A 22,409-nucleotide genomic window follows, 5' to 3' on the forward strand; every position below is an offset into this window, starting at 1 on the left:
GGCAAGGCGCTCTGGGTGTTATGCTCAGAGCTTTGCGGGATACCGCCTTTCTGTTCGGAAACGGACAGAATGCTATCGCTTCACCGTTGAGCAGTAATGCTCAGCAGTGTTCAGCGTAAATGTATCAGTTTTGCCTGCTGCATCAGAAGTTAACTGGGGATCCCCATGTCTGGGCAAGATGTCCATTAGGATGAGTTCCAGGGGCTGGCCAGCGCGGGGAACCGGCGTAAAGTGGGCAAAGTGGGATCTGCCGAGCGCTGGGTTATGGGGAAAGCTTCAACAAACTCGCAGGCGAGGTTGCAACACCATGGCACCAACTTGGCAAACCGATGGGCACACTTGGTTTCTTCTGCCCCCTCAACCCCGCGCTGTCGTTCACTTTCTGGGTGGAGCTTTTGTGGGAGCTGCCCCGCAAGTGTTCTACAGCCGCCTGCTGGAAGAACTGGCCCGTATGGGCATGGCCGTTGTTGCCACCCCCTACACCACCGATATCGATCACGCCCAACTGGCGCTCAACGCAGCCCAATCTTTGCACAGAAGCCTGCAAAGCAAGGGTTTGCTGGAGTTGCCCCTGTTTGGTTTGGGTCATAGCCTGGGCTGTAAGTTGCAGATCCTCTCTTGTCTGGCCGTTCCTTCTCTGGGATCCCAGCGGCGAGGCAATATTTTCCTGGCCTACAGCAATGCCGGGCTAGATCGGGCTTTGCCATTGCTGCGGCTGTTGGCTCAAGCTTGGCCTCAACAACAGCTTGCCGATCTGTGGCGGATGTGGATGGGATCCTCCTCGCCGCCTGTGAACCTGTGGTTGGAGTTCGAGCCTTCCCCGACAGAAACCAACCGCTTAATTGAGGAGCAGTATCCGGTTAGAAACAACCTGCTCGTAGAATTTCGACAGGATGATATTGACGACATTCCTCTGCTCTACCAACAGCTTTGCCGCAAGTATCAAGGCTATACCGAGTGGCAGCATCTCGAGGGGGATCACCTCACTCCACTGGGTTTTAGCTATCCTTTCCAAGTCGGGGAGGAGTTCAGCCCCATCGATGCTTTTGGACAGTTGATCTACCAGAACCTACTGGCCCCCAACCACCAAATGATCCGAAGCATCCGAGCCTGGCTGGCAACCCAATTGGCCCATTGACATTCTTCCCACGGCTCAAGTCAACGGATTTTTTCACAGCTTGCAGGATTTCTCCCGCTCACTGTTAGCAAGCGGGCGGCAGGTCTTGCTACTCCATCCTTGCGGATGCAGGAGGATGCCATAACCCCAGATACTTTGGCCTTCCATTTCAAACTAGATTGAAACACTCCCTAAGCGTTCTCCGCTGCCGCCCTACCCCCAGCAAGAGAGGGGAGCTAGATGGAAATGTTTCATTCCGGCTTAAAACGACTATAAAAGCTGCGTCACAACCTCGCTAGCGGAGCTACTGCATTGGTGTAGCTCATGACCGCCCATTTACTGATCAAGCCAGCTCAAATCGGAGAGCAGATCTTGAGAGTAAGAGTAAGGGGAGGAAGGTTGCGCTTGCAGATGAAACAACATCTGAAGGGTATCGCTCATCAGAAAGTAACAGGTCAAGACGCCGCCGGCAGCCACAGCCACCAGTGTCCCTGCCAACATGCGCGAGAACTCCTGACTCTGAAAAGCCTGCTCCATCAAGCGCAGCGCCCAGAATCCCAGGAGGACAACAATGGCAAGGATGATCAACATATCGTAATTTATTGTAACAAGCCTGCTGCTCAACGGCCATTGACAGAATTGAATAAGAACATAAGGACTCCCCTTGTCCCTCATGCTCCATGACTCTGAGTCAGTGTACAGAAGGGCTTGGCGTGCCTGGATTTGCAGCCCTTTTCGGTTGCCCTTGCTGCAGGCCATGAGCACAAAAGGGATCCCACCAGCGAAGATTGCAGGTTGGGCCGGCGTTCAAGCGGGCTACAGCCGACGCCCGTTATCGGAAATGCGGGTGGATCAGGAGCTGATGTGGCTGATTCAGGTAGGGCTGTTGCGACGGGAAGTGGATGGGCAGGGGATCACGGATCGGTATCGTCTGGCACCTCTGGGTCGGCAGTTGCTGCAAGATCTGGAGAGGGATGAAGCTTTTGCCGGGATCTCGGCAAGCTGGGCAGACCGCCTGCAGAATAGGCTGACCCGCTGGCGGCTGCTCCCCTGAGGATCCCCTACACTGGATCCAACTTTCAACGCCGCTCTCGAGGGGGGATATGGTACGGCCAAGGTTGATGCGTGTGCCCGGATCCCTGGCACTCCAACGTCCACTCCAAACCTCTTTGCAGCGGCGCAGCCAAGCAATTAACCGGCGCAGCAAGTCTATCTACCGCAAAACCCGCTCCCTCTACCGACGCAACTTGCCCCTTTATCTGCGCAATTTGCTGTTGCAATACCGCACCAGCCTTATCTACAACCTCAAAGTCAGGCCCATATGCAGAACTCGTCGAGGGTAGCAAGCCCCCCTCTGGATCCCAGCACAACAGTCTTCACCCCGTCGGAGTTGGTGATGGAGATTGTCCACCCCCAAGCCTGTGTAACCCCGTAGGAGGGGTACTTCTTGCAGGAGACTATTGGATTGTGAAGCGGCCAACTCCCACCTTCTCGCCGTTGACATGAATCTCGACGCGGTAGCGGCCGGTGTAGGGTTGGCTGAAGCTCAGAAAGCCTCGCACGGTATCGGCCAAGGGATCCCAGGGAACATCTAGCCTGCGGATCAGTTGCTCGCCCCCGGCTTCTCCGCCCTCGTAGTACCAGAGTATCTCCACCTTGGCGTTGACAGGAAGGTTGCCCACCGGCAAGATGGCCCAGATCAAGGTGTCAGTGGTCTTGAACTCGGTTGTGGCCTCGCCAGGGCTGCCGTCCCCCCGACCTCGGTACAGGCCGATTGTCCTTAGCCCCGCCCCTTTGGGGATCTCTCCGCTGTAGGCACGGGCATCCGCCTGCGCAGCCTGACCCAGGCGATCCAGCTCGGCCAGCAAATCTTCCTGCTGCTTCAGGGCATCGGTTGCTTCCTGCAGCCACCGGGCGATCTGCCGCTCTGCGGTTGGGGCTTCCGAAACCGGGGAAGAAGGCTGTGCAATCGCCCCGCTGAGGTTGCGAATGGGAAAACCCTGAGCTGTCCCCACCTCGCTGCCCAGTAAGTTCAGCCAGCGGCTTCGCACTTCGGACGTCATCTCTGGCTTTGCGGCATAGGCAATGCGCACACTGCCGCTTGGGCCTCGGGTGATCCGGCCAATCTCATGTTCCTCAACTCCACTCACCGTTCCACGACAGCCAGCACTGCGAAACTCGTAGAGCACATCTTCTTCGCTCTCCCGATGGAACTCCCAAGTCGTTTGGGGACAGTTGGCCAGGAGGTTGTCCCGCATGTGGTTGGCAAGAAAGCGCGGCGATCCCTCGACATGAACGTCCATGACGGAGAGCATTTCTCTCCAAGAGGCCAAGCTCTCTCCAGGCCGTATGAGAAGGGTTAGAGTAAGCCCTTCCAGAGCTTGATGATCGGCGAAAACCCATTCCCCCGAATCCCCTTCGATAACAACGTTTCCCGAGGGGCTGATGAAAGCGGATGCAAACAGCAGGCTGGCAAAAAGATTCAACACAATGCCCTTCCTTATCCTGGGATTTGCACCTGAAAACGGGACAGGAGAGCTTTCAAACTGCTCACTGGGCAAGCAAAGAAGGGCTGAACAAGGTCGTTGCCGTTTACAAGGCTCACCTCAGAAGAATCTTGATAGATTCCTATAGCTTGATTTTGCTAACCTTACCCAAATGTTATTGACTCCCCAGAACGCCGACTAGCTTAGCACAATTTAGCTCAATTCTGAACCCTATTGTGCAGAAATGTTGTGTTTTTCTGATGAGTATATCCATTTACATTGAAAAGACAGCAGCCTGTTCGTTCAGAAACCTCATGGCAATTGAAAGCTGGTTACTGTAGTAAGTCACTGCGGCCAACTGAAGAGGAGATCTTTCCGGTAATTAGCCAGTTATCCCCCAAGGTCTCCAGCCGCGGCTCCACCAGTTGCCAGCTTTGGTTGACATCAGGGATCCCCTCCCCTGCTACCGGGGTTGGCGCAGCGGCTCCGCCTAGGATCTTGGGAGCGATGAAGGCGGCTACTTTCTGGATCGCCCCATCTTTGAGGGCTGCCCAGGCCAGCGTGCCCCCGCATTCCCAGAGGGCACTCAGACACCCCCGCTGAAAGAGCACCTGTGCCGCCCGCGAGGGGGTTACTTGGGGCAGATGCAGCAGCTCCACCCCCTGCTTGGCCAGGGATCCCCACAAAGGATGGGTTGCCACAGCTTCTGTGATCACCAACGTCGGCGCTTCTTCCACCTGCCACAGATGGGCGACGGGAGGTAGGTTCAGGGAACGGCTGAGGACCACCCGCAACGGCTGGGATCCCTGCAACTCCGCCAGGCGACAGGTGAGGCGCGGGTTATCCTGCCAAACGGTTCGGGATCCAACGATGACGGCATCATGCCAGGCCCGCTGTTGGTGTACCCACTGCCGCGCCGGAGAGTTGCTGATCCAGCGGCTGTGGCCGGTGGCGGCGGCGCTCTTGCCATCCAGGGTCATGGCGTATTTCAGCAGGCCGAAACACTGTTGCCGCACAATGGCGAAGGCAAACCCCTCGTTCAGCTCCTGGCACTCCCGCTCCAGCACTCCCACCGTCACGTCGATCCCCGCCTCCTGCAGGCGGCGGATCCCTTTGCCAGCCACCAAGGGATTGGGATCCTGCATCCCCACCACCACCCGCCGGATCCCGGCAGCTAGGATGGCCTCGGTACAGGGAGGGGTACGGCCATAGTGGTTGCAGGGCTCCAGGTTGACGTAGAGCGTTGCCCCTCTGGCCAGGGATCCCGCCTGTTGCAGAGCCAACACCTCCGCATGGGGCTGCCCTGCCCCCGGATGAACGCCTTCCCCCACCACCCGATCCCCCTGCACGATCACGCAACTCACCCGCGGATTGGGAGAGGGACGCTGAGGTGTGGAACGGGCCAGGGATAGACACCGTTCCATCCACTGCTGATCCGAAATCATAAAATGGGCATCCGCTCCAGAGCGGCTCAAGCCGGTGACAAGGCTGCCAGCTTGCGGTTGAAAGCTGCAATTGCCTTGGATTCTAGCTCTACCACCTGCAATGCGTAGTCGCGGGCGCGGGCCTTTTGTTCGTTGCTGACAATCTCTCCCGAACGCAGGCGATCCAACAAATCGAAGGGATCCAACACCTCATCCATCGGGAAGCGGCCCAGATGAATCATGATCGGCAGGCATATTCTTCGCCAAGAATCAGAGCGGAAGTGAGCGTGGGTGATTCCCTCTCTCCCAGCTTGAGGGTGGGACGAGCCTTGCGGCCAACCACCACCTGGCGATGGGCCTCGATCACTGCTCTGGCCCGATCCAGATCTTGATTTTTCCAATCCACAGCCAGCCTGAGGCGATGGGCGATGAAATCCGAAGTGGCGATGTAGAGGAGAGAGGGATCGATGAAAGCATAAGCCCGCGTCTGGGCAGTTGACACCACCGTTGCACAAAACGCCGGGAAGGTGATCCCCGCCTCCACCACCGTGGTCACCCCTGAGCGGATCCCCGCCTCATCCGCCGGCAGACAAAAATCCCCCACCGACGTGAAAACCCAGTTGCCCGATCTCGTCCAATCCCTGGTCGGGATCCAGCAGATGTGCGTTGATAAACAGGGTGGCAGCCACCAGAACTCCTGTCAACAAGGCGTTAGACCGGTATTGCGGCAAGGTAAAACACTTTTTTCTTGCAATTTGTAGGCTCAACTACAAAATCCGACGCGGAGAAGACCGCAATCTGAGCGTGATACCTGCTACATCTGCCGTTTCGACAAACAGGCTCTAATATTGGGATGGTTATTCTAGGAGCTGCCTTCATGACCTCTTCCCCCCACCTGACCGCTGCAGAGGGGGCAGCGGGTTCTGCCAACGGGCTGAAGGAGGCATCCCTGTTTGGGGAACGGGATCCCTTGGCCCATTCCCTTCAAGTCAACGAAGCCTTCAACCGCAGGAACAACCTGTTGAACCGTCGCCTGCAATTGGTGGAAGAACTCTGGGAATCGGTGATCCTGCAGGAGTGCGGTCAGTCTCTGGTGGATCTGTTGCAGCGACTGCGTTCCATGTGTTCCCCAGAAGGACAAGCCCTGGAGTACCCGATCCCAGAGGTACTACAAATTATCGAGTACCTCAGCCTCGACGCCACCATCCAAACGGCACGGGCCTTTGCCCTCTTCTTCCAGTTGATCAACATTGTTGAACAGCACTACGAACGGGCAGAAGACTCGGACATGCGCATGGTGGATAGCCAACAACGTACCGTGCGAGAAAACGAAAAATTTGAACGGCTGTTCCCTTACCTGCGGGCTCAAGGGGTGCCGCCGGGCCTACTGCGCAGATTGCTGGAGCAGTTGCACATTCGCATGGTTTTTACCGCCCACCCCACCGAGATCGTCCGCCACACCATTCGCGAGAAGCAACGAGCTTTCTCTCGCTTGCTCGGCCAACTGGATTGGGCAGAACAAACCCAGCCTTTGCAGGCCCAGATGATAAAAGAACAGATGGCGGAAGAAGTTTTGCTTTGGTGGCGCACCGACGAGTTGCATCAGTCCAAGCCGACTGTTTTGAACGAAGTCGATTACACTTTGCACTATTTTGAAGAGGTGTTGTTTCAGGCCATCCCCCTGCTGCACGAGTACCTCAGCCGCAGCCTGAAAAAAGCTTTTCCCAGCGTCGAGCCACCGCCGGCAGGATTTTGCAACTTCGGCTCGTGGGTAGGCGGGGATCGGGATGGCAACCCTTCCGTCACCGCCGATGTTACCTGGCAAACGGCTCGCTATCAGCGCAACCTCATCCTGGGCAAGTACATCGAATCGGTGAAGGCTCTCACCAAAACCCTGAGCATTTCCCTGCACTGGGGGGATGTGGACAGCCAACTGCTGGATGCCCTTGAGCAGGATCACCGCCTCATGCCTGAGGTTTACGAATCGTTTTCGCTGCAATACCGCCAAGAGCCCTACCGCCTCAAGCTCAGCTACATTCAGCGGCGGCTGGAGTTAACGCGGGAGCGCAACCGCAACTTGGCCGACTCCGCTTGTTTGCCCACCCCTCCCCCTGTGGACAACGCCTATGCCAACGCAGAAGAATTTCTGGCCGACTTGCAGCTTATCCAGAAAAGCTTGAAAAACAGCGGCCTTTCCTGCCGTCAGTTGGATCATCTCATTCAACAGGTACAGGTGTTTGGCTTTCACCTGGCCCATCTGGATATCCGCCAAGACAGCAGCTACCACGAAGCCGCTCTCACGGAGATTTTCGAGTACCTGCGCATTTTGCCGCGTCCCTACAACGAGATGACGGAAGAGGAAAAAACCGCCTTTCTCCTGCAGGAGCTACAAACCCGTCGGCCTCTGATACCGCTGGAGATTGCCTTTTCCGATAAGACAGCAGAGCTGATCGCCACCTTTCGCACCCTGCGCCGCATGCAGCAGGAATTCGGCTTGGCCATTTGCCAAACCTATGTGATCAGCATGAGCCGCCAGTTGAGCGACCTGTTGGAGGTGCTGCTGATGGCCAAGGAGGTGGGGCTCTACGATCCCATCAGTGGTCGCGGATCCCTGGCGGTGGTGCCGCTGTTTGAGACCGTCGAAGACCTGAAGCGGGCCCCGGAAGTTTTGCGGCAGTTGCTGGAGATCCCTTTCTATCGCCAGTACTTGGCTCAGCAGGGGAATCTACAGGAGGTGATGCTGGGCTACTCCGATAGCAACAAAGATTCCGGCTTTTTGAGCAGCAACTGGGAGATTTACAAGGCTCAACAACGCCTGCAGACGGTGGCCGAATCCTACGGGGTGAAGCTGCAGATCTTCCATGGCCGGGGCGGTTCGGTGGGCCGTGGAGGGGGCCCGGCTTACGAGGCCATCTTGGCTCAGCCAGGGCGCAGTGTGGGGGGCCGCATCAAAATTACCGAACAGGGAGAGGTGTTGGCCTCCAAGTATTCCCTCCAGGATCTAGCCATTTTTAACCTGGAAACCGTCACCAGCGCCGTGATCCAGGCCAGCCTACTGCGCACCTACCCCAACGATCTGCACGAGTGGTCGCGCCTGATGGAATCCTTGGCGGAGCGCTCCCGGCAGGTGTACCGTAACCTGGTCTACGAGCAGGAGGGCTTTGTGGAGTTTTTCCACGAGGTCACCCCCATTGAAGAGATCAGCCAACTGCAGATCAGCTCCCGTCCCGCCCGCCGCAGCGGTAGCCAAAAAGACATCGGATCCCTGCGGGCCATTCCCTGGGTATTCAGTTGGACGCAAAGCCGCTTTCTCTTGCCGGCCTGGTATGGGGTTGGCACCGCCCTACAAGAATACGTGGCCAGGGGCGAGCACAACCTCAACCACCTGCAGCACCTCTATCGCGAATGGCCTTTCTTCCGCATGGTGATCTCCAAAGTGGAGATGACTCTGGCCAAAGTGGATCTGCAAATAGCGCGTCACTACGTGCGGGAGATGAGCTCTCCAGAGCGTCTAGAGCGGGCGATGGAGCTGTTTGAGTGTATTGCCCAAGAAATGCACCGTACTCGCACAATAGTGTTGCAGATTACGGGCCACAGGGAACTGTTGGAGAACGACCCTTATTTGAAGCGCTCGGTGCAGTTGCGCAACCGCTCTATTGTGCCCTTGGGCTTTATTCAAGTCTCTCTCCTCAAGCGCCTGCGGGAGCGTCAGGGATCCCGCACCGGACGAACACGCTACGACCGAGCTGAACTTCTGCGTGGAGCTTTACTTACCATTAACGGCATTGCCGCCGGGATGCGCAACACAGGCTGAGGGATCCGACTAATTGACCCTGGCGCTGCTTCTATCAAGTTCAGATCGGCATTGAGAGCCTATCAGAACAGATCGTCATCATACTCTTCTGGCTCCACCTCTACTGGCTCTACTTCGACAACGCGGCGGGAAGGACGGCGGGGGGGTTCATCTGCGTAGCTTTCCCCTTGGTCTTGGGGCAACCGTGGGGGACGGCGACGAGTAGCTGTACCTGTGCTGCGCTCTTCCTGCACATCCACATCCTCTGGATACTCTTCGGTGGCAGGACGACGGGGGCGGCGGGCCTCTGGCGGCGGTGCTGGTTCATCGTAGTCCGTATCCTGACGCGGGCGGACCCCTGGTTCCTCGTAATACTCATCCCCTTCGGGTCGGCGGCGTGGACGCACACGGGTATCGCCGGTCAGTTGGGGCCTGGGGCGACGGCTAGGATCTTCACCACTGCGCCCAGGAATGGAGCGACTGTAAGAGGATGTATCGCGGATACGGGATCCCTCGGCTCGAGTGGAAACCGTGCGTCCTTGGGCATAGCCATCCGGGGGATAGGTGCGGCTGAAGCCTTGCCGCCGAACGGTCGGACGAGCCCCGCCCACCTGCCGTGCTTTTTCGCTTAAGAGAATCCGCAAACGGAAGGTTTCGATGGCAAACCAGCCGGCCATCACCGCCAGCAACACCTGCGCAAAGAACAGCAACGGGATGAGCCGCTGACCTTCCAAGAGCAAGCAGACGGAATAGATCAGGCCCATCGTGGCAAAAATCACGTCGTACTCAGCGGAGGCCTCGCGCTTGATGAACCGAACCGCGAAGATGGCTCCACTGGCAATCGCCACCAGCGCTGCCATCAAAAAGTAGGGGCTTTGGGTGAGAAACATGCCAGGGATCCCTAAACGATGAAGACGGGAGAGCGTTGAGCCTTATCCATTCCACAGCCGATCCTAGCATTGATCCTCCTGGTGGCACGGACAACAAAACCCAGGTTTGGGTGTAGGGACGGGATCCCTCTTCAATAAAAGGGATCGGTGCTAAAATCGGCAGCATCTTCCTGCATGTTCCATGCTGTATCTGGCACGGGTACACAAAAAAAGTCTCTTCGGCCAGGGGGAGCTGCAGCTCTTGGCCCGGCAGGCCGAGGACGGTGTTTGGATGCCGCTGCGCAAGCCAGAAGGGGTCACCTGCAAAGAGGTTGGCCCTTACAACATTGGGGTGTTGCTGCTGGTTGAGCTTTCGGAAGAGCGGCAGGTACGGCGGGTGGAAGAGGCAGCCATGAAGCTGGTGGAGATGTTGCACAACCTATCCCGAACCCACAGTCTGGTGGATCTGTCGGAGATTGAAAGCTGGCGGCAATCCTTGACTCGGCAAAGCCAAGAGCTGAGCCGTCGCGAAGCAGAGGTGGCCGCTCGCCAAGAGCAACTGCAACAGTGGGAAAACCGTCTGCGAGAAAAGCTGTCTCCTTGAGCTCTCAGATCTACTCTTATCTTAAGTAGAGTCATTTTAAGCTAATTGAGAAGCCCCCCAAGTGCTCTGTGCCGCTGCCATCACCCCATCTCCTAAAAAGAAAGGGGAGCTGGATGGAAATGTTTCATACCTGTTTAAAATGACTGTAAGTCCAAGTAAGTCTATGAGTGAATCTGGATGTTCTGCGCCTTCCCAAATCAGTAGTGATACGACCCGGATCAACTTGAGTTAAGCCATTCTTTTCCCCCAGAATAAGCGGGGCAAATCCGGGATCCATCATGCCCCATGTTGCCCATGGCAACAGACTGTCCCACCTCCAGTGTAGAAATCCCCCGACTTTAGTCGGTGAGAGTGTCAACCCTGTGCTGGTGCTGTATGGATCGATCAAACAGTGCTGAGATCTGGCCTTAACTCGCGGGCACCTCGCAGATAAACATGCTGCATGTCCGCTTGAGCAAGTGGAGTATTCAACTGGATCAAAACCCGAATGCAACGGGGTAAGTCGCCGCTCACCTCCATCTGTTGCACATCCAACAGAGGCACCGACTCCCAACCGGGGCGACGACGAGCAAACTGGGCGGGAAAAGCTGCATTTAAATCAGGAGTAACAGAAAAAATAACGCTGACCAACTCAGCCGGATCGAGGGCGTTGCGGTGCTCTAGCGTATCCAGCAGCTCAGCCACCGCCGCGCCAATGGCCTCGGCACTGTTTGTAGGTACGGTGATGGCTCCCCGAATTGCTCTGACTCGCCACCCCAATGGCCACACCCTCGTGCGCTTGAGCTCGCCTCGCTTCCAGAAAATTATACAGACTCATCCCTGTTGGGATCCCATCCCTCTGGGGAAAACCAGCCCCCATCGCCTAGCTGGGCTGCAGGAGCTTTTCCAGGATCTGCTCGTGGCTGAGGCCGGAGTCCACCCAGGCTTCTCCCTCTTTGAGGCGGGCAGCAGCGGTTACGACAAACAAATTGCTCTTCGCTCCCAAAGCCTCGCTGGCGGTTTGCACGCAGAGCAAATCCTGGCCGGTTAGCTGGCTAAACCAGGTGGCCAACAGCCCTGCCTCCAGAAAGCCCATCGGCCGCTTGAAATGGGGAGGCGTGACGGCAGCGAAGGGAGAATTGCGAATCGACACCACCAGCACTCCTTGATCTTTGTAAGTCCAGTCGATCTCGATCAATCCCCAGCCATGAGTTTTCCAAGCTTGTCTCAGACTTTGCAGGAAAAGGCCCATCTCCAGCTCGGCCAAAGGCTTCTGGTAGTAGTCGGAGAGTTCTTGGGCAAAACGGCGGAAAAACTCCTTGCCCCACATCCGACCACAGTTGCGCAATACCAAACGAGCAGCCTGGCCAGTCTCGTATTCCAGGCCCGTGTAGATGCCCCGCAGCAATGCTTCTGGAAGGGCCAAGAGACGTTCACCGTGGCGACTTTCCAGTAAGCCCGATTCCAAATCGCTTCGCAGATAAGCGCTGGGTGTGTAGTAGTTGGCCAAAACGGGCGTGTAGGGATCAAAGGTGACTGAGCCATTGGAGATAGAGCTAGTGCCGGTCATAAGGGATCCCCTGGTTATCCAATCCAAGTCGTTATTGAGCTTTAAGCATCCAAATAGGAGCAGGGTGCAGTTGACAGTTCGTTGGTTGTTGAGCTGGGAGAACGGTTGTTTACGCTCCAAATCTTATGGCGATCCCTCCAGCAATTGAATACCCCTTGGGCAGATTTACTACAACGCTAACATTAACTCCAACGACACTGAAGTCTCCGGCTAGTTGAGATAGAGCGCTCTAGCACCGAAAAATGCAAAAAACAAAAAAGTATCTAGCTCTAAAACAGCAAGGCCACCTGTACCTGGGTGATCAAAGGGCGGATAAACTCCAACTCTCCAGGAGCCAAATGGTCTCTCAGCTCTTGCTGGAAAATCCGATAGGCAACCTCATAAACCCTCTGCAGTCCGTACAGGCGCACCTCTTCTTCCATCCACTCGATCAGCCGCTCCTTCAGGAGGTTTTCGTCCTGCAGCAACATGGCCATAGCGCTGTGACGCAGCAGCAACAGCAGGTGTCGCCGGCACAGATCCAACACTTGGGGAGAAAGGTCGGGCATCTCCTTTTGCAGGGCATCTAGGGTTTTGCTCACCACCTGGCTCTCCCGTTCCCGCAAAACTCGGTACACATGTTGTCGTTTTGGCCAGCCGAGAACATAGGCCTTCAGATGCTCCAGCTCCTCTGGCTTGAGGTAGCGGGCTTCCGACTCGATCAGCATCTGCTCCAAGGGGCTTACCATCTCGCTTCTTCCGGATGTCAGTGGGTGCTAGGAGACTCAAAACAAGCTGAACAGATCTGCCAAGGTGATCTGTTCTTCTGCCGGCTCGGGTTCTGGTGCTGCCGACAGGGATCCCAGAGAATGCGCAGCCAAACTCAGGGGATCCCCCGCCCAGGGGATGGAACCAAAATGCTCCCGCACTTGCAGAAAAGGCATTGGCAGAGAGCGCATCTGTAGGGGGCGGTTATCCCAATTTAGACGGGCAAAAAAGCTTTGCACCGAATCTTCTAAAGTAATCTTCCAGGTCATGCCTTGGCTACTCCCTGGCCTGAACGCAATTTTTGGGCAATTTCGCTGGCACTGGCCCCTTCGTTCAGCCAGAAGGCAGCCGCATCGATGCGATCTTTGCTGCCGAGCAAAAACTTGCAGTAGCTTTCCCCCATAGAATAGCACTGGATCTCGATGCAGTTCAGTTGCCGTTCCACCATGGTGCTAAAAAAGCCGGCAAACAATCCGGCGTAAAGATGACAGACAGGTTTACCGACATCCCCCAGGGTGCGGGCCACGGCGGAGTCAAAGAGGTTGATGAAAATAAACCCTTGCCGCCGACTCTCGGTTTCTACCTCCCAGCGCCCCCATCCTTGGGAGGTCAGAGGCCACCACCAGGTTTCCAAGAGAAACATGAGATTACTCTGCTTGGGGTGGCGCCGATATTCCTCCTCAAACCAGCGGGAAAAATGGAGGGCATCGTTGCGTCCCCACTCTCGGCCAATGGTGTACATCAGAGAAGCTGAGGCATCTCCCACTTCTTCTTCCAGGCCCTGCTGCAAGCCCAGAATAAAGTCTTCGCTCACCAAGACATTGCGGGCACCCGTCCAGTCCACAAGGGATCCCTGGGAGAGGTCAAAGCGAAAAAAGTCTTCGCGGCTGTAGTGATTATGCCGTTGGGCGGCAGGCTGAAGAGGTATCTCAATGGGGGCAGTCGTCATGGTTGGGTGAGGAGAGATCAGATTTTTTAACACTCCTTATCATACCCTTCTTAATTGGCACTTTTACCAAAAAACTGGGTCTAAAGCCTCGTCCTCAAGGCCTACGGCCCGCTGACGCAGTTGCAACAGCGTTGCGGAGCAATGGGGGACGGCTTTGGGATAGACTCAGGGCGACGGCAGGGTAGTCAACCGCTCCAAAAACCCAGCAGGAGTGGGTCAACTGGAGAAAACTGCCCTCAGAGGGAGACAGAAAAGCCCTGAGTTGTTGTAAAGATTTATTCAAAAATTGGGAAGAAGAGCTGTACAGGGATCCGGAGCAGTACTTAAGACTGAGGCCTGACCTTGATGAAAGCAATGGCAGACCGCCACAGCAGCGACTCCCGCCCCTCGGCATCGGCTAAACAGAGGCAATCGGGATCCTGCCAGCGCAACTGGCCGACGAAGACATCTCCGGTATTGAGTTTGACCTCGAGGGTTTCCCGATCCTTGATGACCTTCTGCAGGCGACGCACGCTCGGGATCCCGGTGTTGAAATCGGTCACGACAGCCCTATCAGCCAGCGAGAAACGGTATGTCAGCAAGCCCACTGCCCCCAGTATAGGGGATCCCTGCCGCTTCCCACTGCCCCTCCACCACACTTCCACAACTTGGGCTCAAAACTCGCCCTCATCTTTGCCCATTTTTTCTGCTGGCGAGTACTATGTAGGGGGGATGGCGCTTAGAAAAGCGGTAAACCTTTCGAGTTCGCCGTCTTTTTTAAGCGAATCTACGGGTGTTCTCCCCGAAAAAAGCCAGCACAATAGGGCTAGGGTGATAGAGGGTGCGGCTGTCGCCCTAGGGAAGGTGAATCCTCAGCTGGGATCCCTTCTACATGCCATTTTGCCGCCGAGTTGTCTGTCCTTTTCAACCCTCATCAGTATCAGCAGTATCAGTGCAGGAGAGATCGTTATGGCAGTAGAGAAAGTGAACTCCTCGTCCAGCTTGGCCGAAGTGATCGATCGCATCTTGGATAAAGGTATCGTGGTCGATGCCTGGGTGCGGGTTTCTTTGGTTGGGATCGAGCTGTTGGCCATTGAAGCCCGCGTCGTTGTGGCTTCCGTGGAAACCTACCTGAAATACGCTGAGGCTGTGGGTCTGACGGCTACTGCTGCTGCTCCTGCCGTCTAAATCTGCCTAACCAAAATCACTCAACCAAGGAAAGTGCCCACAACCCTCTCGCCTTGAGCATCGCAATGGTTGGATGAGTTATGCTCTCTGGGCGGAGGCGTAGGAAGCTAGCCGTCGGAAAGCGAGGCAGGGATCCACCGCCGGTCTCTGCCTTGCTTCTGCGGGTTTTGTTCGAGGATTGAGTCTTGCAGCCGCACTGAGCTACAGGTTGGCAGTGCCATCGAGTTGGGAACAGGCAGAGAAGCTGTATCCACCCAAGCATTGAAAACGACGTGAGGGATTGGAGATCATGAGTTTGCAGGAACAATGGGCCATGGCCCGCAGCCAGCGGGTGGCTCAGAATCGAAGTTTGTTAAGCCGATCCCGGCAGCAGCGCCTAGAGCAGCACCAAGCCCTGATGGTTGAGCTGGGGCAGCGCCGCCAGCAACGACAAGAAGCAATACGGCACCAGACGGAGCAAACCCGCAGCCAATTGCAGAAACTGAGGCAGGAGCGGGCTGTGAGGCGATCCCTGGACGAATGCTCCCGTTCGGAAGCGGCGGCTCAGCGGGCCAAGTCGGTGGCAGAGAGTCTGGCTCGCCTGGAGCAGGAACGAGCTGCTCAATTGGAAGTCAGCCGGCAGCAATTGCAGGCTTTCCGGGCTAACTTGACTGCGGCTGTGGAGCATTTGCTGAGCACCTATACGCAGGCTCGGCAGGCGATGGCCGACAAAACTCAGCAAGCGCGGCAGTCTTTTTGCGCCGATTTGCGGCAGTGGGTACAGGCTCTCCGGCAAATGGCTCGACAGGAGCTGGCTCAGATGGCCCAGGAACAGCAAGCTCAGGCCCAGGCCCTGCGGGGATCCCTGGCCACTTTCCGGGCGGAGTTGCATAAGCAGGTGTGGGGCAATGGGATTCCTGTCCTCGCCCCAGAACCTGAGGTCTCCATTTCCGGTGAAGGTTCTGGCAGTTCCGTTGAGATTGCCGGTGAGGCGCCAATATCTGCCTCTGACTCAACGCCCGTAGCCAAAGACCAAGCCCCGGTGGAGCCGCCTGCTCCCGTCTCTGTTCCCCAGCCCCAGCCCTCGGAGGGTTTAATAACGCCTGAACCCCCTGAAGTTCCGCCTACTGTTGAGAAACAGGTGGATCCCATCCTTGACTATGTCAACAAGTATGTGAGTGATCTACAAGCGCAGGATCCCAACTTGACCCTGCTGCAGGTAATTGGGGATCGGGAACGGGTGCGGGATTTGTTGGCCCGCGGCGCGGTGGATCTGGGGGTGGATCCCTCGGAAATCTTGGTCACGTTGCGGCGCATGGTGTCGGGGGCGGTCGCAGTTTAGTTGAACAGAGCGCAGGGAGAACATCCGGGCTATAGTCAAGGCAAAAGAGTCTAGGGCAGCAAAGAGGTTGGGTATCTCTATGGCCACGGTTCTGCAGGCGCGTCCCCGCCAGTTCGTGAACACCCCCTATATTGAGCGGATTACTCGCCGCGCTTTGCGCTATTTGCAATCGGGCTTTGCGGTGCACTTGCGGGGGCCTTCGGGTACGGGCAAAACCACTTTGGCGATGCACCTGGCCAGCCTGCTGGGCCGCCCCATCATGCTGATCTATGGGGATGACCGCTTCGATTCTTCCGACCTCATTGGGGGGCGCACCGGCTTTACCCATCGGCGGGTGGTGGACAACTTCATTCACTCGGTGGTGAAGACGGAGGAGGATGTGCAGCAGCGCTGGGTGGATGCCCGCCTCACCTTGGCTTGCCGAGAGGGGTTTACCCTCATCTACGACGAGTTCAATCGCTCCCGCCCTGAGGCCAACAATGCTCTCCTGAGTGCTCTGGAGGAGAGGCTGCTGGTGTTGCCGCCGGACAGCAACCGCTCGGAATATCTGCGGGTGCATCCCCAGTTCCGGGCCATTTTTACCTCTAACCCGGAGGAATACACTGGGGTTCACAAGGCCCAAGATGCGCTGCTGGATCGGATGATCACCATCGATATGGGGGAACCGGACATCGAGACCGAAAAGGAGATTCTCACCTCGCGAATAGGCTTATCCGGCCCCGATGCACTCAAGATCGTCCACATTGTGCGGGCTTTTCGCCGCAAGTTGGATCTGACGCGCCACCCCAGCCTGCGCAGTTGTTTGATGATCGGGCGCATTGTCAAGGAACATGAGCTGGCAGTTAGCAAAGAGAATGCCGATTTTCGCGCTTTGTGTGCGGATGTGCTGTTGCCCCGGGCTGGCAAGCGCTATGAAGAGGGATCCCAGTTGCTGAATTATCTGCTAGACCAACTGCCTGGCTGAGTCTTTTGCCTGTTGGTACGCTTTGGAGGTCGATTAACCCTGTGCCGATTAGCTCTCAACCCTTGACCACGGCTACTCATGGCTCCTCGCTGGCCGATGTGCTGGAGCGGGTGCTGGACAAGGGCATTGTGATCGCCGGAGACATCACCGTTTCGGTGGGCAATGTGGAGTTGCTGAATGTGCGCATTCGCCTGCTGATTTCTTCGGTGGATAAGGCCAAGGAGATCGGCATCAATTGGTGGGAATCGGATCCCTATCTCAACAGCCAGGCGCGGGAGCTGCTGGAAGCCAACCGACAGCTCATGCAGCGCGTTGCCGAATTGGAAAGACAGCTTGCCCAAGCTCTGCCCCAGGGGGGAAAGGGAACGGATCAGTAGGCTGCCCCGCCATTATGACCAGGATTGAGAAGCTAGACTGGCTGCTGGGGTGGTTTGACGGGGTGATGGGGCATGGCTTTGGAGATGGCGTTTGACCGGAAGGGTTGGCAGCGGCTAGGGACGCTGGGCTGGGCTGTGGGTGTGGTGCTGGCCCTTGGAATCCCGGCTTGGGGTCAGAATCCCCGTGCCATCAGCATCAGCGCCGATGTGCAGGAGGCCAACGCCAACACAGGGGTTTTTACGGCCATCGGCAATGTCACCCTCAGTTTTCCTGCCGAGCGGCTTACGGCCCGTGCCCAAAGAGCTGTTTACTACAGCCAGGAGCAACGCATTGAGCTGGAGGGCCAGGTCATCATCAACCAAGGGGAGAATCAGTTGCAAGCAGAGAAAGTCATTTACCACATCGACAAGGGCACCATCCAGGCAGTGCCATCGGCAGGGCGGCAAGTGGAGTCCATCTACGTTTTGCCGGAGCCCAGCTCAAGTCCTTAGCTGATCCCCACACTTTTTTCCAGCAGCACGGACTCAGCCAACACGGCTATACCGTGATTTCGTCACCGATCATCCCAGCCTGCAGGGTTTCCCTCACCCCCAACCCCTCTCTCAAAAGGAGAGGGGAGCCAGGGACAGACATAACAAATCGTTTCATTGCTGTTTGAAATGACTACATTTGAAATGACTACACATGGGGCAGCGCTGGAAACGAGCTCGGGGAATGTCGGCTTAGATCCGTTTAGGATGTAGTAATTCATTTAGGATGTAGTAGTTCGGGCGGCAGACTTTTTCCCTGACTCTGAATCAAAGGATGGCTGATGGATGTTCGGGATCCGAGTTCCTCACCCCTGGCAACGAGAGGCACAGGTCACTCCAGAAGAGATGTTTTTCAGCCGGCGGCAATTTCTAGCGCAACTGGGATCCGTTGGGGTGGGAGCCAGTTTTTCTATTTTTGGGTTTGGCAGCAGGGGAGCTGCTCCCTCGGTAGAACGAGAGCTGAGGGGGATCCCACTCAACCCCCACTTTTCGGATGTGGGCAGGCCCGTCACCGAGGAGATTGTAGCCACTCGTTACAACAACTTTTACGAGTTTGGCTCCGGAAAGCGCGTCTGGCGGGCTGCACAGGCTTTGCCCACGGATCCCTGGACTGTCGAGATTACCGGGCTGGTGCGGCATCCTCAGCGGTTGGGCCTGGAAGATCTGTTTAACTTCCCCCTCGAAGAGCGCATCTATCGCTTTCGCTGTGTGGAAGCCTGGGCGATGGTGGTGCCGTGGTTGGGCTTTCCGATGCGGCTGTTGCTGGAACGGGTGGATCCTTTGCCGACGGCTCGATTTGTCCGCTTCACTTCCTTTTACGATCCGGAAATTATGCCTGGCCCAATCTGGCCCCCCAACTTGCCTTGGCCCTACACGGAAGGGTTGCGGATCGAGGAAATGGCCAACGAGTTGGCCTTTTTTGCCCTCGGCGTTTATGGCAAGCCGTTGCCCAAACAGCACGGAGCGCCAATTCGCATGGTAGTTCCCTGGAAGTATGGCTTTAAGGGGGGAAAATCCATCGTCAAAATCGAGTTTTTGGATCATCAACCCTCTACGTTTTGGAATACCCTCGCCCCTGAGGAGTATGGATTTGAGGCCAATGTGGATCCTAGGGTGCCCCACCCCCGCTGGTCACAGGAGCAGGAAGTCTTGATCGGTTTCGGATCCCGTTCCCAGTGGCAAATCGTTCCCACCTTGCCCTACAACGGGTACGGAGAGTATGTTGCCCACTTATATGGCTGAACTTATATGCCTGAAGACGCCCACGAAAGGATTCGAACCTCCGACACCTGGGACCGGAACCCAGTGCTCTAGTCCACTGAGCTACGTGGGCAATGCAACTGCATTAACCATCATATCTGCTGACTTTCAGTTCTGCCAAGGGGGCAAAGCTGCGGCGGTGCTGCGGGGTGGGCCCCAAGTTCTGCAACGCCAGTCGGTGCTCCCGCGTGCCATAGCCAGCGTTGGTGCGCCAGCCGTAGCCGGGGTACTGCCGATCCCAGCTCTGCATCAAGGCATCTCGCCAGACTTTGGCCACAACTGAAGCAGCGGCAATGGAGAGGCTGATGTGATCCCCCTTGACCAGGGCCGTTTGCCGGGATCCCAGCTCGGCCAGCGGCAATCCATCCAGCAAAATGTGTTCGATTGGATCCAACTCGGCCAAAGCCCGCTGCATGGCCAGCACCGTGGCCTGGCGAATGTTGAGCCGGTCGATCTCAGCAGCAGAGGCACTGCCAACGCCCACAGCCAAAGCCACCTGCCGAATCCGTTCCGCCCATTGAGCGCGTTGCTGCGGACGCAGTTGTTTGGAATCCCTCACTCCCTCCAGTGCTTTGGGATCCATCTGGGCCGGCAAAATCACCGCCGCCGCCACCACTGGCCCAGCCAGGGCTCCCCGCCCCACCTCATCCACCCCCGCCACCCGCAGGATCCCTTGCTGCCAAAGGGATCCCTCCCAGATCAAACTCGGCCTTGCCCGCTCCACCATACTCCCATGCCTGCCCCTGGGCTTGAGAGCAGCGCCTAACTGCTGCGGGAGCGCCGTCGCCTGGAGGCTGCTGGAGATTGCTGGGCAGGGCTGATCCCCAGTTCCGCGGCTGGCTCGGCCAAGCTGCTCTGCACTGCTGGCACGAACGATTCAGCAGAAGGGATTTCGGGTTCAGAAAGTTCGGGTGGAGAGAGGTTGTCCAGCAGCTCCTTCTCCTGCAGAGCCTCCGGTTCGGGCGCCAACTCCTCTGTCTGAGAAGTTGCCTCAGTCTCCATCCTGGGCGGACTTTCCGCCTCTAGAGTTCCCGGCAGAACCACCCTAACCGCCGTGTCTCGGCCCCAAGGCGGCGGCTGGTCAAGCAGCAACAGCGGCGACAGCCCCAACTCCGAGTAGACCCGTTGTTGTAACGGGGTCATCTCCACGGTGACGGTTTGCCGTACCGGAGCCGGACGGCCTTCTGAGGACTCCGTCCCGCTGGCGCGAACGGTGCGGGCTGGGGGAGCGTGGTCTTTGCGTGCGGTGGATTCTGCCTCTTCCCCAGGGCCAGAACGGCGGGGTTCTCGACGCTTTGGGTCTGCTCCGCCCCCTGCCGGTTGCAAGAGATCGTCCCCAAGCGGCTCCGGGGTTTCCTCGTCTGCAGGAGTATCTGGGCTCCGCGTAACGAGGCGCTGGCCGGTGCGGGGATCCCCCCAGTCTTCGCGGGGACGCTTGCGTCCCGTTTCAACCCGTGGCTCTTCCTCCAGATCGTCTGAAGTCGTAAAGGGATCCGGGCTGGGGCGTCGTTGTCCGGGGGCAGAGCGCGACCGCCGCAGCAGCGCACGGCTATCGCCTCGAGACAGCCCATCGCTCCCCACTCGCAGGCGTGCCCGTTGGGGGTTGCCATCGCGGGGCAGGATCGGGCCGGCCTCTTCCTCATCCCCTCCTTCCGCCTCGGTGGGTAGCGTTACCGTCAGGCCGCTTTCTATTGTTAACAGATGCCCTGGCTCGGCCCCCGGCAAGCGGGCTAGGATCCCCAGCCCCTCGCAGGTGGGGCAAGAATAGCCGAAGATCTCGTAAAGGCTTTGCCCCTGCCGTTTGCGGGTGAGCTCCACCAGCCCCAATTCCGACAGTTGGACCACCTGTGGGCGAGCTTTGTCGCTGGAGAGGGCCTTGTTAAAATGCTCCAAAACCAGCAACTGGTCGCGGCGGGAATCCATATCGATGAAGTCCACCACAATCACACCGGCAATGTTGCGCAGCCTCAATTGGCGGGCAATCTCGGTAGCCGCCTCACAGTTTGTCCACAGCACTGTCTCCCGAGAAGTGGCCGATTGGGTGAAGGAGCCCGAGTTAACATCAATTACCGTCAGGGCCTCGGTGGGCTCGATGATGATGTAGCCACCAGAGGGCAGATCCACCCGTGGCCGCAGCGCCTGCCGAATAACCGCGTTGACCCGAAAATACTCCAGAATGGGGGTGGGCTCGCGGTGGACATCGACAACGACACCAGGGGGCATTTGGCCCTTGTTCCAGCCCTGCAGATAGCTACGGACTCGCTTCGCTCCTGCCGCAGAGTCGGTCACAATACGGTTCACATCGTCGGAGTAAACATCCCGCAGCACCCGCTGAATAAAGTCGTCATCCCGGTTGAGTAGCCCCGGCCCCCGTGCTGCCTGATACTGCTGTTGAATATCTTCCCAGAGTTTCTTCAATTGCTCCAGGTCGTCGATCATCGCTTCTTCGGACACACCTTCCGCTTCGGTGCGCACCAACAGGCCCATCTGCGGGGGTTTAATCAAAATGGCCAGCGACTTCAAACGGTTGCGTTCTTCTCGATCCTCAATGCGGCGGGACAGATGAACGCCTTTTCCGTAGGGTCGCAACACCAAATACCGCCCTGGAAAGGCCAAATCTCCGGTAAGCCTTGGCCCTTTGTTGCCGGTAGGCTCTTTCATCACCTGTACCAGCACCTTTTGCTGCGGCAAGACCAGCTCAGAAATCGAGGCATGACTTCGCTTGAGGCGCAGCGGGCCCAGGTCGCTGACGTGGATAAACCCATTGCGCTCTGCAGGGCCGATGTTGACGAAAGCGGCATCGATGCTGGGCAGAACGTTCTCGATGATTCCGACGTAAACGTCTCCCACTTGGTGAGCGCCGCTGGCGACGATCAGCTCCTGCACTTGATCTTCGGCGAAGACGGCTGCCACTCGATGTTGCTCGGCAATGACAATCTGCCTGGGCATTAACTTCCCTCCCCGCCCCAAGGGCACGCGGTTACGGGTTGAACCCTCATTCTGGCGAGGTGTTGTCCTTTTGCCGGGATCCGCTTAAGTTTCTTTGACCAGGATTGACTCATCATGGGGCTGTCCATTACCCTCAGCTCTGCTTTGACGCTTGGCTTTGTTTGCTCTCCAATGGGTGAGGCGAGTTATGTAAACTGCCCAATGCTGGCCTTGGTGGGTACAGCAGGGGGCTTCTGCTGTGGGGATAAAAGCTCATCGGATGAGATGAATGGATGGGGTGAGGTTTGCATGGAGATTATTGA

At 57.2% G+C, this 22,409-nt stretch carries 25 protein-coding genes and 1 tRNA gene; 11 read left to right on the forward strand and 15 right to left on the reverse strand.

What is annotated here, in order from left to right:
* The first annotated feature begins 307 nt into the window (after window positions 1–307).
* The gene (locus tag NW838_RS04825; protein ID WP_414356164.1) at window positions 308–1,138 is read left to right on the forward strand and encodes a DUF1350 family protein; all 831 of its coding nucleotides are present in this window, start codon (window positions 308–310) and stop codon (window positions 1,136–1,138) included.
* A 315-nt stretch (window positions 1,139–1,453) separates the two neighbouring features.
* On the opposite strand, the gene NW838_RS04830 is transcribed toward NW838_RS04825, so the two are convergent.
* On the reverse strand, window positions 1,454–1,708 hold the full coding sequence (locus NW838_RS04830; protein ID WP_414356163.1) for a hypothetical protein: 255 nt from the start codon (window positions 1,706–1,708) through the stop codon (window positions 1,454–1,456).
* Between the two features lie 82 nt (window positions 1,709–1,790).
* On the opposite strand from NW838_RS04830, the gene NW838_RS04835 reads away from it, so the two are divergent.
* Window positions 1,791–2,171 (forward strand): Npun_F0494 family protein, encoded by a 381-nt coding sequence (locus NW838_RS04835; protein ID WP_414356162.1) that lies wholly within the window; start codon window positions 1,791–1,793, stop codon window positions 2,169–2,171.
* A 67-nt stretch (window positions 2,172–2,238) separates the two neighbouring features.
* Window positions 2,239–2,460, forward strand: coding sequence for a hypothetical protein (locus NW838_RS04840; protein WP_414427606.1), 222 nt, complete (start codon window positions 2,239–2,241; stop codon window positions 2,458–2,460).
* A 114-nt stretch (window positions 2,461–2,574) separates the two neighbouring features.
* Here NW838_RS04840 and NW838_RS04845 read toward each other — a convergent pair whose 3' ends face one another.
* The 4 genes from NW838_RS04845 to NW838_RS04860 all read right to left on the reverse strand — a co-directional run bounded on the left by NW838_RS04845 (window position 2,575) and on the right by NW838_RS04860 (window position 5,631).
* Window positions 2,575–3,606, reverse strand: coding sequence for a hypothetical protein (locus NW838_RS04845; protein ID WP_414427597.1), 1,032 nt, complete (start codon window positions 3,604–3,606; stop codon window positions 2,575–2,577).
* Between the two features lie 329 nt (window positions 3,607–3,935).
* Window positions 3,936–5,048 carry a bifunctional diaminohydroxyphosphoribosylaminopyrimidine deaminase/5-amino-6-(5-phosphoribosylamino)uracil reductase RibD gene (gene ribD, locus NW838_RS04850; RefSeq protein ID WP_414427598.1) on the reverse strand — a complete coding sequence of 371 codons (1,113 nt, stop codon included), beginning with the start codon at window positions 5,046–5,048 and terminating at the stop codon, window positions 3,936–3,938.
* 26 nt (window positions 5,049–5,074) lie between these two features.
* Complete coding sequence (locus NW838_RS04855) at window positions 5,075–5,269, reverse strand: hypothetical protein (RefSeq protein ID WP_414356157.1); 195 nt, start codon at window positions 5,267–5,269, stop codon at window positions 5,075–5,077.
* Complete coding sequence (locus NW838_RS04860) at window positions 5,266–5,631, reverse strand: hypothetical protein (protein WP_414427599.1); 366 nt, start codon at window positions 5,629–5,631, stop codon at window positions 5,266–5,268. The genes NW838_RS04855 and NW838_RS04860 overlap by 4 nt, the downstream gene beginning before the upstream one ends.
* Before the next feature lie 273 nt (window positions 5,632–5,904).
* Between NW838_RS04860 and ppc the strand changes: the two genes are divergently transcribed.
* Window positions 5,905–8,841, forward strand: coding sequence for a phosphoenolpyruvate carboxylase (gene ppc / locus NW838_RS04865; protein WP_414356154.1), 2,937 nt, complete (start codon window positions 5,905–5,907; stop codon window positions 8,839–8,841).
* Window positions 8,842–8,903: 62 nt separating this feature from the next.
* Here ppc and NW838_RS04870 read toward each other — a convergent pair whose 3' ends face one another.
* Entirely contained in the window at window positions 8,904–9,710 is an 807-nt protein-coding gene (locus tag NW838_RS04870; protein WP_414356152.1) for a Ycf66 family protein, read from the reverse strand.
* 181 nt (window positions 9,711–9,891) lie between these two features.
* Between NW838_RS04870 and NW838_RS04875 the strand changes: the two genes are divergently transcribed.
* Window positions 9,892–10,293, forward strand: a complete 402-nt coding sequence (locus NW838_RS04875) for a hypothetical protein (RefSeq protein ID WP_414330894.1) — start codon at window positions 9,892–9,894, stop codon at window positions 10,291–10,293.
* 384 nt (window positions 10,294–10,677) lie between these two features.
* Here NW838_RS04875 and aroH read toward each other — a convergent pair whose 3' ends face one another.
* The 6 genes from aroH to NW838_RS04905 form a co-directional block, all read right to left on the reverse strand.
* Complete coding sequence (gene aroH, locus NW838_RS04880) at window positions 10,678–11,052, reverse strand: chorismate mutase (protein WP_011433434.1); 375 nt, start codon at window positions 11,050–11,052, stop codon at window positions 10,678–10,680.
* A 103-nt stretch (window positions 11,053–11,155) separates the two neighbouring features.
* On the reverse strand, window positions 11,156–11,842 hold the full coding sequence (locus NW838_RS04885) for a V4R domain-containing protein (RefSeq protein WP_414407007.1): 687 nt from the start codon (window positions 11,840–11,842) through the stop codon (window positions 11,156–11,158).
* Between the two features lie 269 nt (window positions 11,843–12,111).
* Complete coding sequence (locus NW838_RS04890; protein ID WP_414330903.1) at window positions 12,112–12,570, reverse strand: hypothetical protein; 459 nt, start codon at window positions 12,568–12,570, stop codon at window positions 12,112–12,114.
* Between the two features lie 36 nt (window positions 12,571–12,606).
* Window positions 12,607–12,858, reverse strand: a complete 252-nt coding sequence (locus NW838_RS04895) for a hypothetical protein (RefSeq protein ID WP_414330906.1) — start codon at window positions 12,856–12,858, stop codon at window positions 12,607–12,609.
* Complete coding sequence (locus tag NW838_RS04900) at window positions 12,855–13,538, reverse strand: V4R domain-containing protein (protein ID WP_414427600.1); 684 nt, start codon at window positions 13,536–13,538, stop codon at window positions 12,855–12,857. Before NW838_RS04900 ends, NW838_RS04895 begins: the two co-directional genes overlap by 4 nt.
* 323 nt (window positions 13,539–13,861) lie before the next feature.
* A complete protein-coding gene (locus NW838_RS04905) occupies window positions 13,862–14,080 on the reverse strand; it encodes an Hfq-related RNA-binding protein (protein WP_041437389.1) in 219 nt (72 codons plus the stop codon).
* A gap of 406 nt (window positions 14,081–14,486) precedes the next feature.
* On the opposite strand from NW838_RS04905, the gene gvpA reads away from it, so the two are divergent.
* From gvpA to msrP, 6 genes are all read left to right on the forward strand, one after another.
* Window positions 14,487–14,705: a gas vesicle structural protein GvpA gene (gvpA, locus tag NW838_RS04910; protein WP_011429717.1), complete on the forward strand. Its 219-nt coding sequence runs from the start codon at window positions 14,487–14,489 to the stop codon at window positions 14,703–14,705.
* 289 nt (window positions 14,706–14,994) lie between these two features.
* Window positions 14,995–16,026 carry a gas vesicle protein GvpC gene (gvpC, locus tag NW838_RS04915; protein ID WP_414427601.1) on the forward strand — a complete coding sequence of 344 codons (1,032 nt, stop codon included), beginning with the start codon at window positions 14,995–14,997 and terminating at the stop codon, window positions 16,024–16,026.
* 79 nt (window positions 16,027–16,105) lie between these two features.
* Window positions 16,106–16,990, forward strand: coding sequence for a gas vesicle protein GvpN (gene gvpN, locus NW838_RS04920; protein WP_414356144.1), 885 nt, complete (start codon window positions 16,106–16,108; stop codon window positions 16,988–16,990).
* Between the two features lie 41 nt (window positions 16,991–17,031).
* On the forward strand, window positions 17,032–17,367 hold the full coding sequence (locus NW838_RS04925) for a gas vesicle protein (RefSeq protein ID WP_414356142.1): 336 nt from the start codon (window positions 17,032–17,034) through the stop codon (window positions 17,365–17,367).
* A 72-nt stretch (window positions 17,368–17,439) separates the two neighbouring features.
* Window positions 17,440–17,859 carry an LptA/OstA family protein gene (locus NW838_RS04930; protein ID WP_011433424.1) on the forward strand — a complete coding sequence of 140 codons (420 nt, stop codon included), beginning with the start codon at window positions 17,440–17,442 and terminating at the stop codon, window positions 17,857–17,859.
* Window positions 17,860–18,183: 324 nt separating this feature from the next.
* Complete coding sequence (msrP, locus tag NW838_RS04935; protein WP_414427602.1) at window positions 18,184–19,140, forward strand: protein-methionine-sulfoxide reductase catalytic subunit MsrP; 957 nt, start codon at window positions 18,184–18,186, stop codon at window positions 19,138–19,140.
* A 17-nt stretch (window positions 19,141–19,157) separates the two neighbouring features.
* On the opposite strand, the gene NW838_RS04940 is transcribed toward msrP, so the two are convergent.
* From NW838_RS04940 to NW838_RS04950, 3 genes are all read right to left on the reverse strand, one after another.
* Window positions 19,158–19,231: transfer RNA gene (locus tag NW838_RS04940), tRNA-Arg, on the reverse strand.
* Between the two features lie 12 nt (window positions 19,232–19,243).
* Complete coding sequence (locus NW838_RS04945; RefSeq protein ID WP_414427603.1) at window positions 19,244–19,885, reverse strand: ribonuclease HII; 642 nt, start codon at window positions 19,883–19,885, stop codon at window positions 19,244–19,246.
* A 35-nt stretch (window positions 19,886–19,920) separates the two neighbouring features.
* Window positions 19,921–22,107, reverse strand: coding sequence for an Rne/Rng family ribonuclease (locus NW838_RS04950; RefSeq protein ID WP_414427604.1), 2,187 nt, complete (start codon window positions 22,105–22,107; stop codon window positions 19,921–19,923).
* Window positions 22,108–22,409: the final 302 nt, after the last annotated feature.

This window comes from Synechococcus sp. R55.2 (assembly GCF_047462075.1).
Taxonomy (GTDB): domain Bacteria; phylum Cyanobacteriota; class Cyanobacteriia; order Thermostichales; family Thermostichaceae; genus Thermostichus.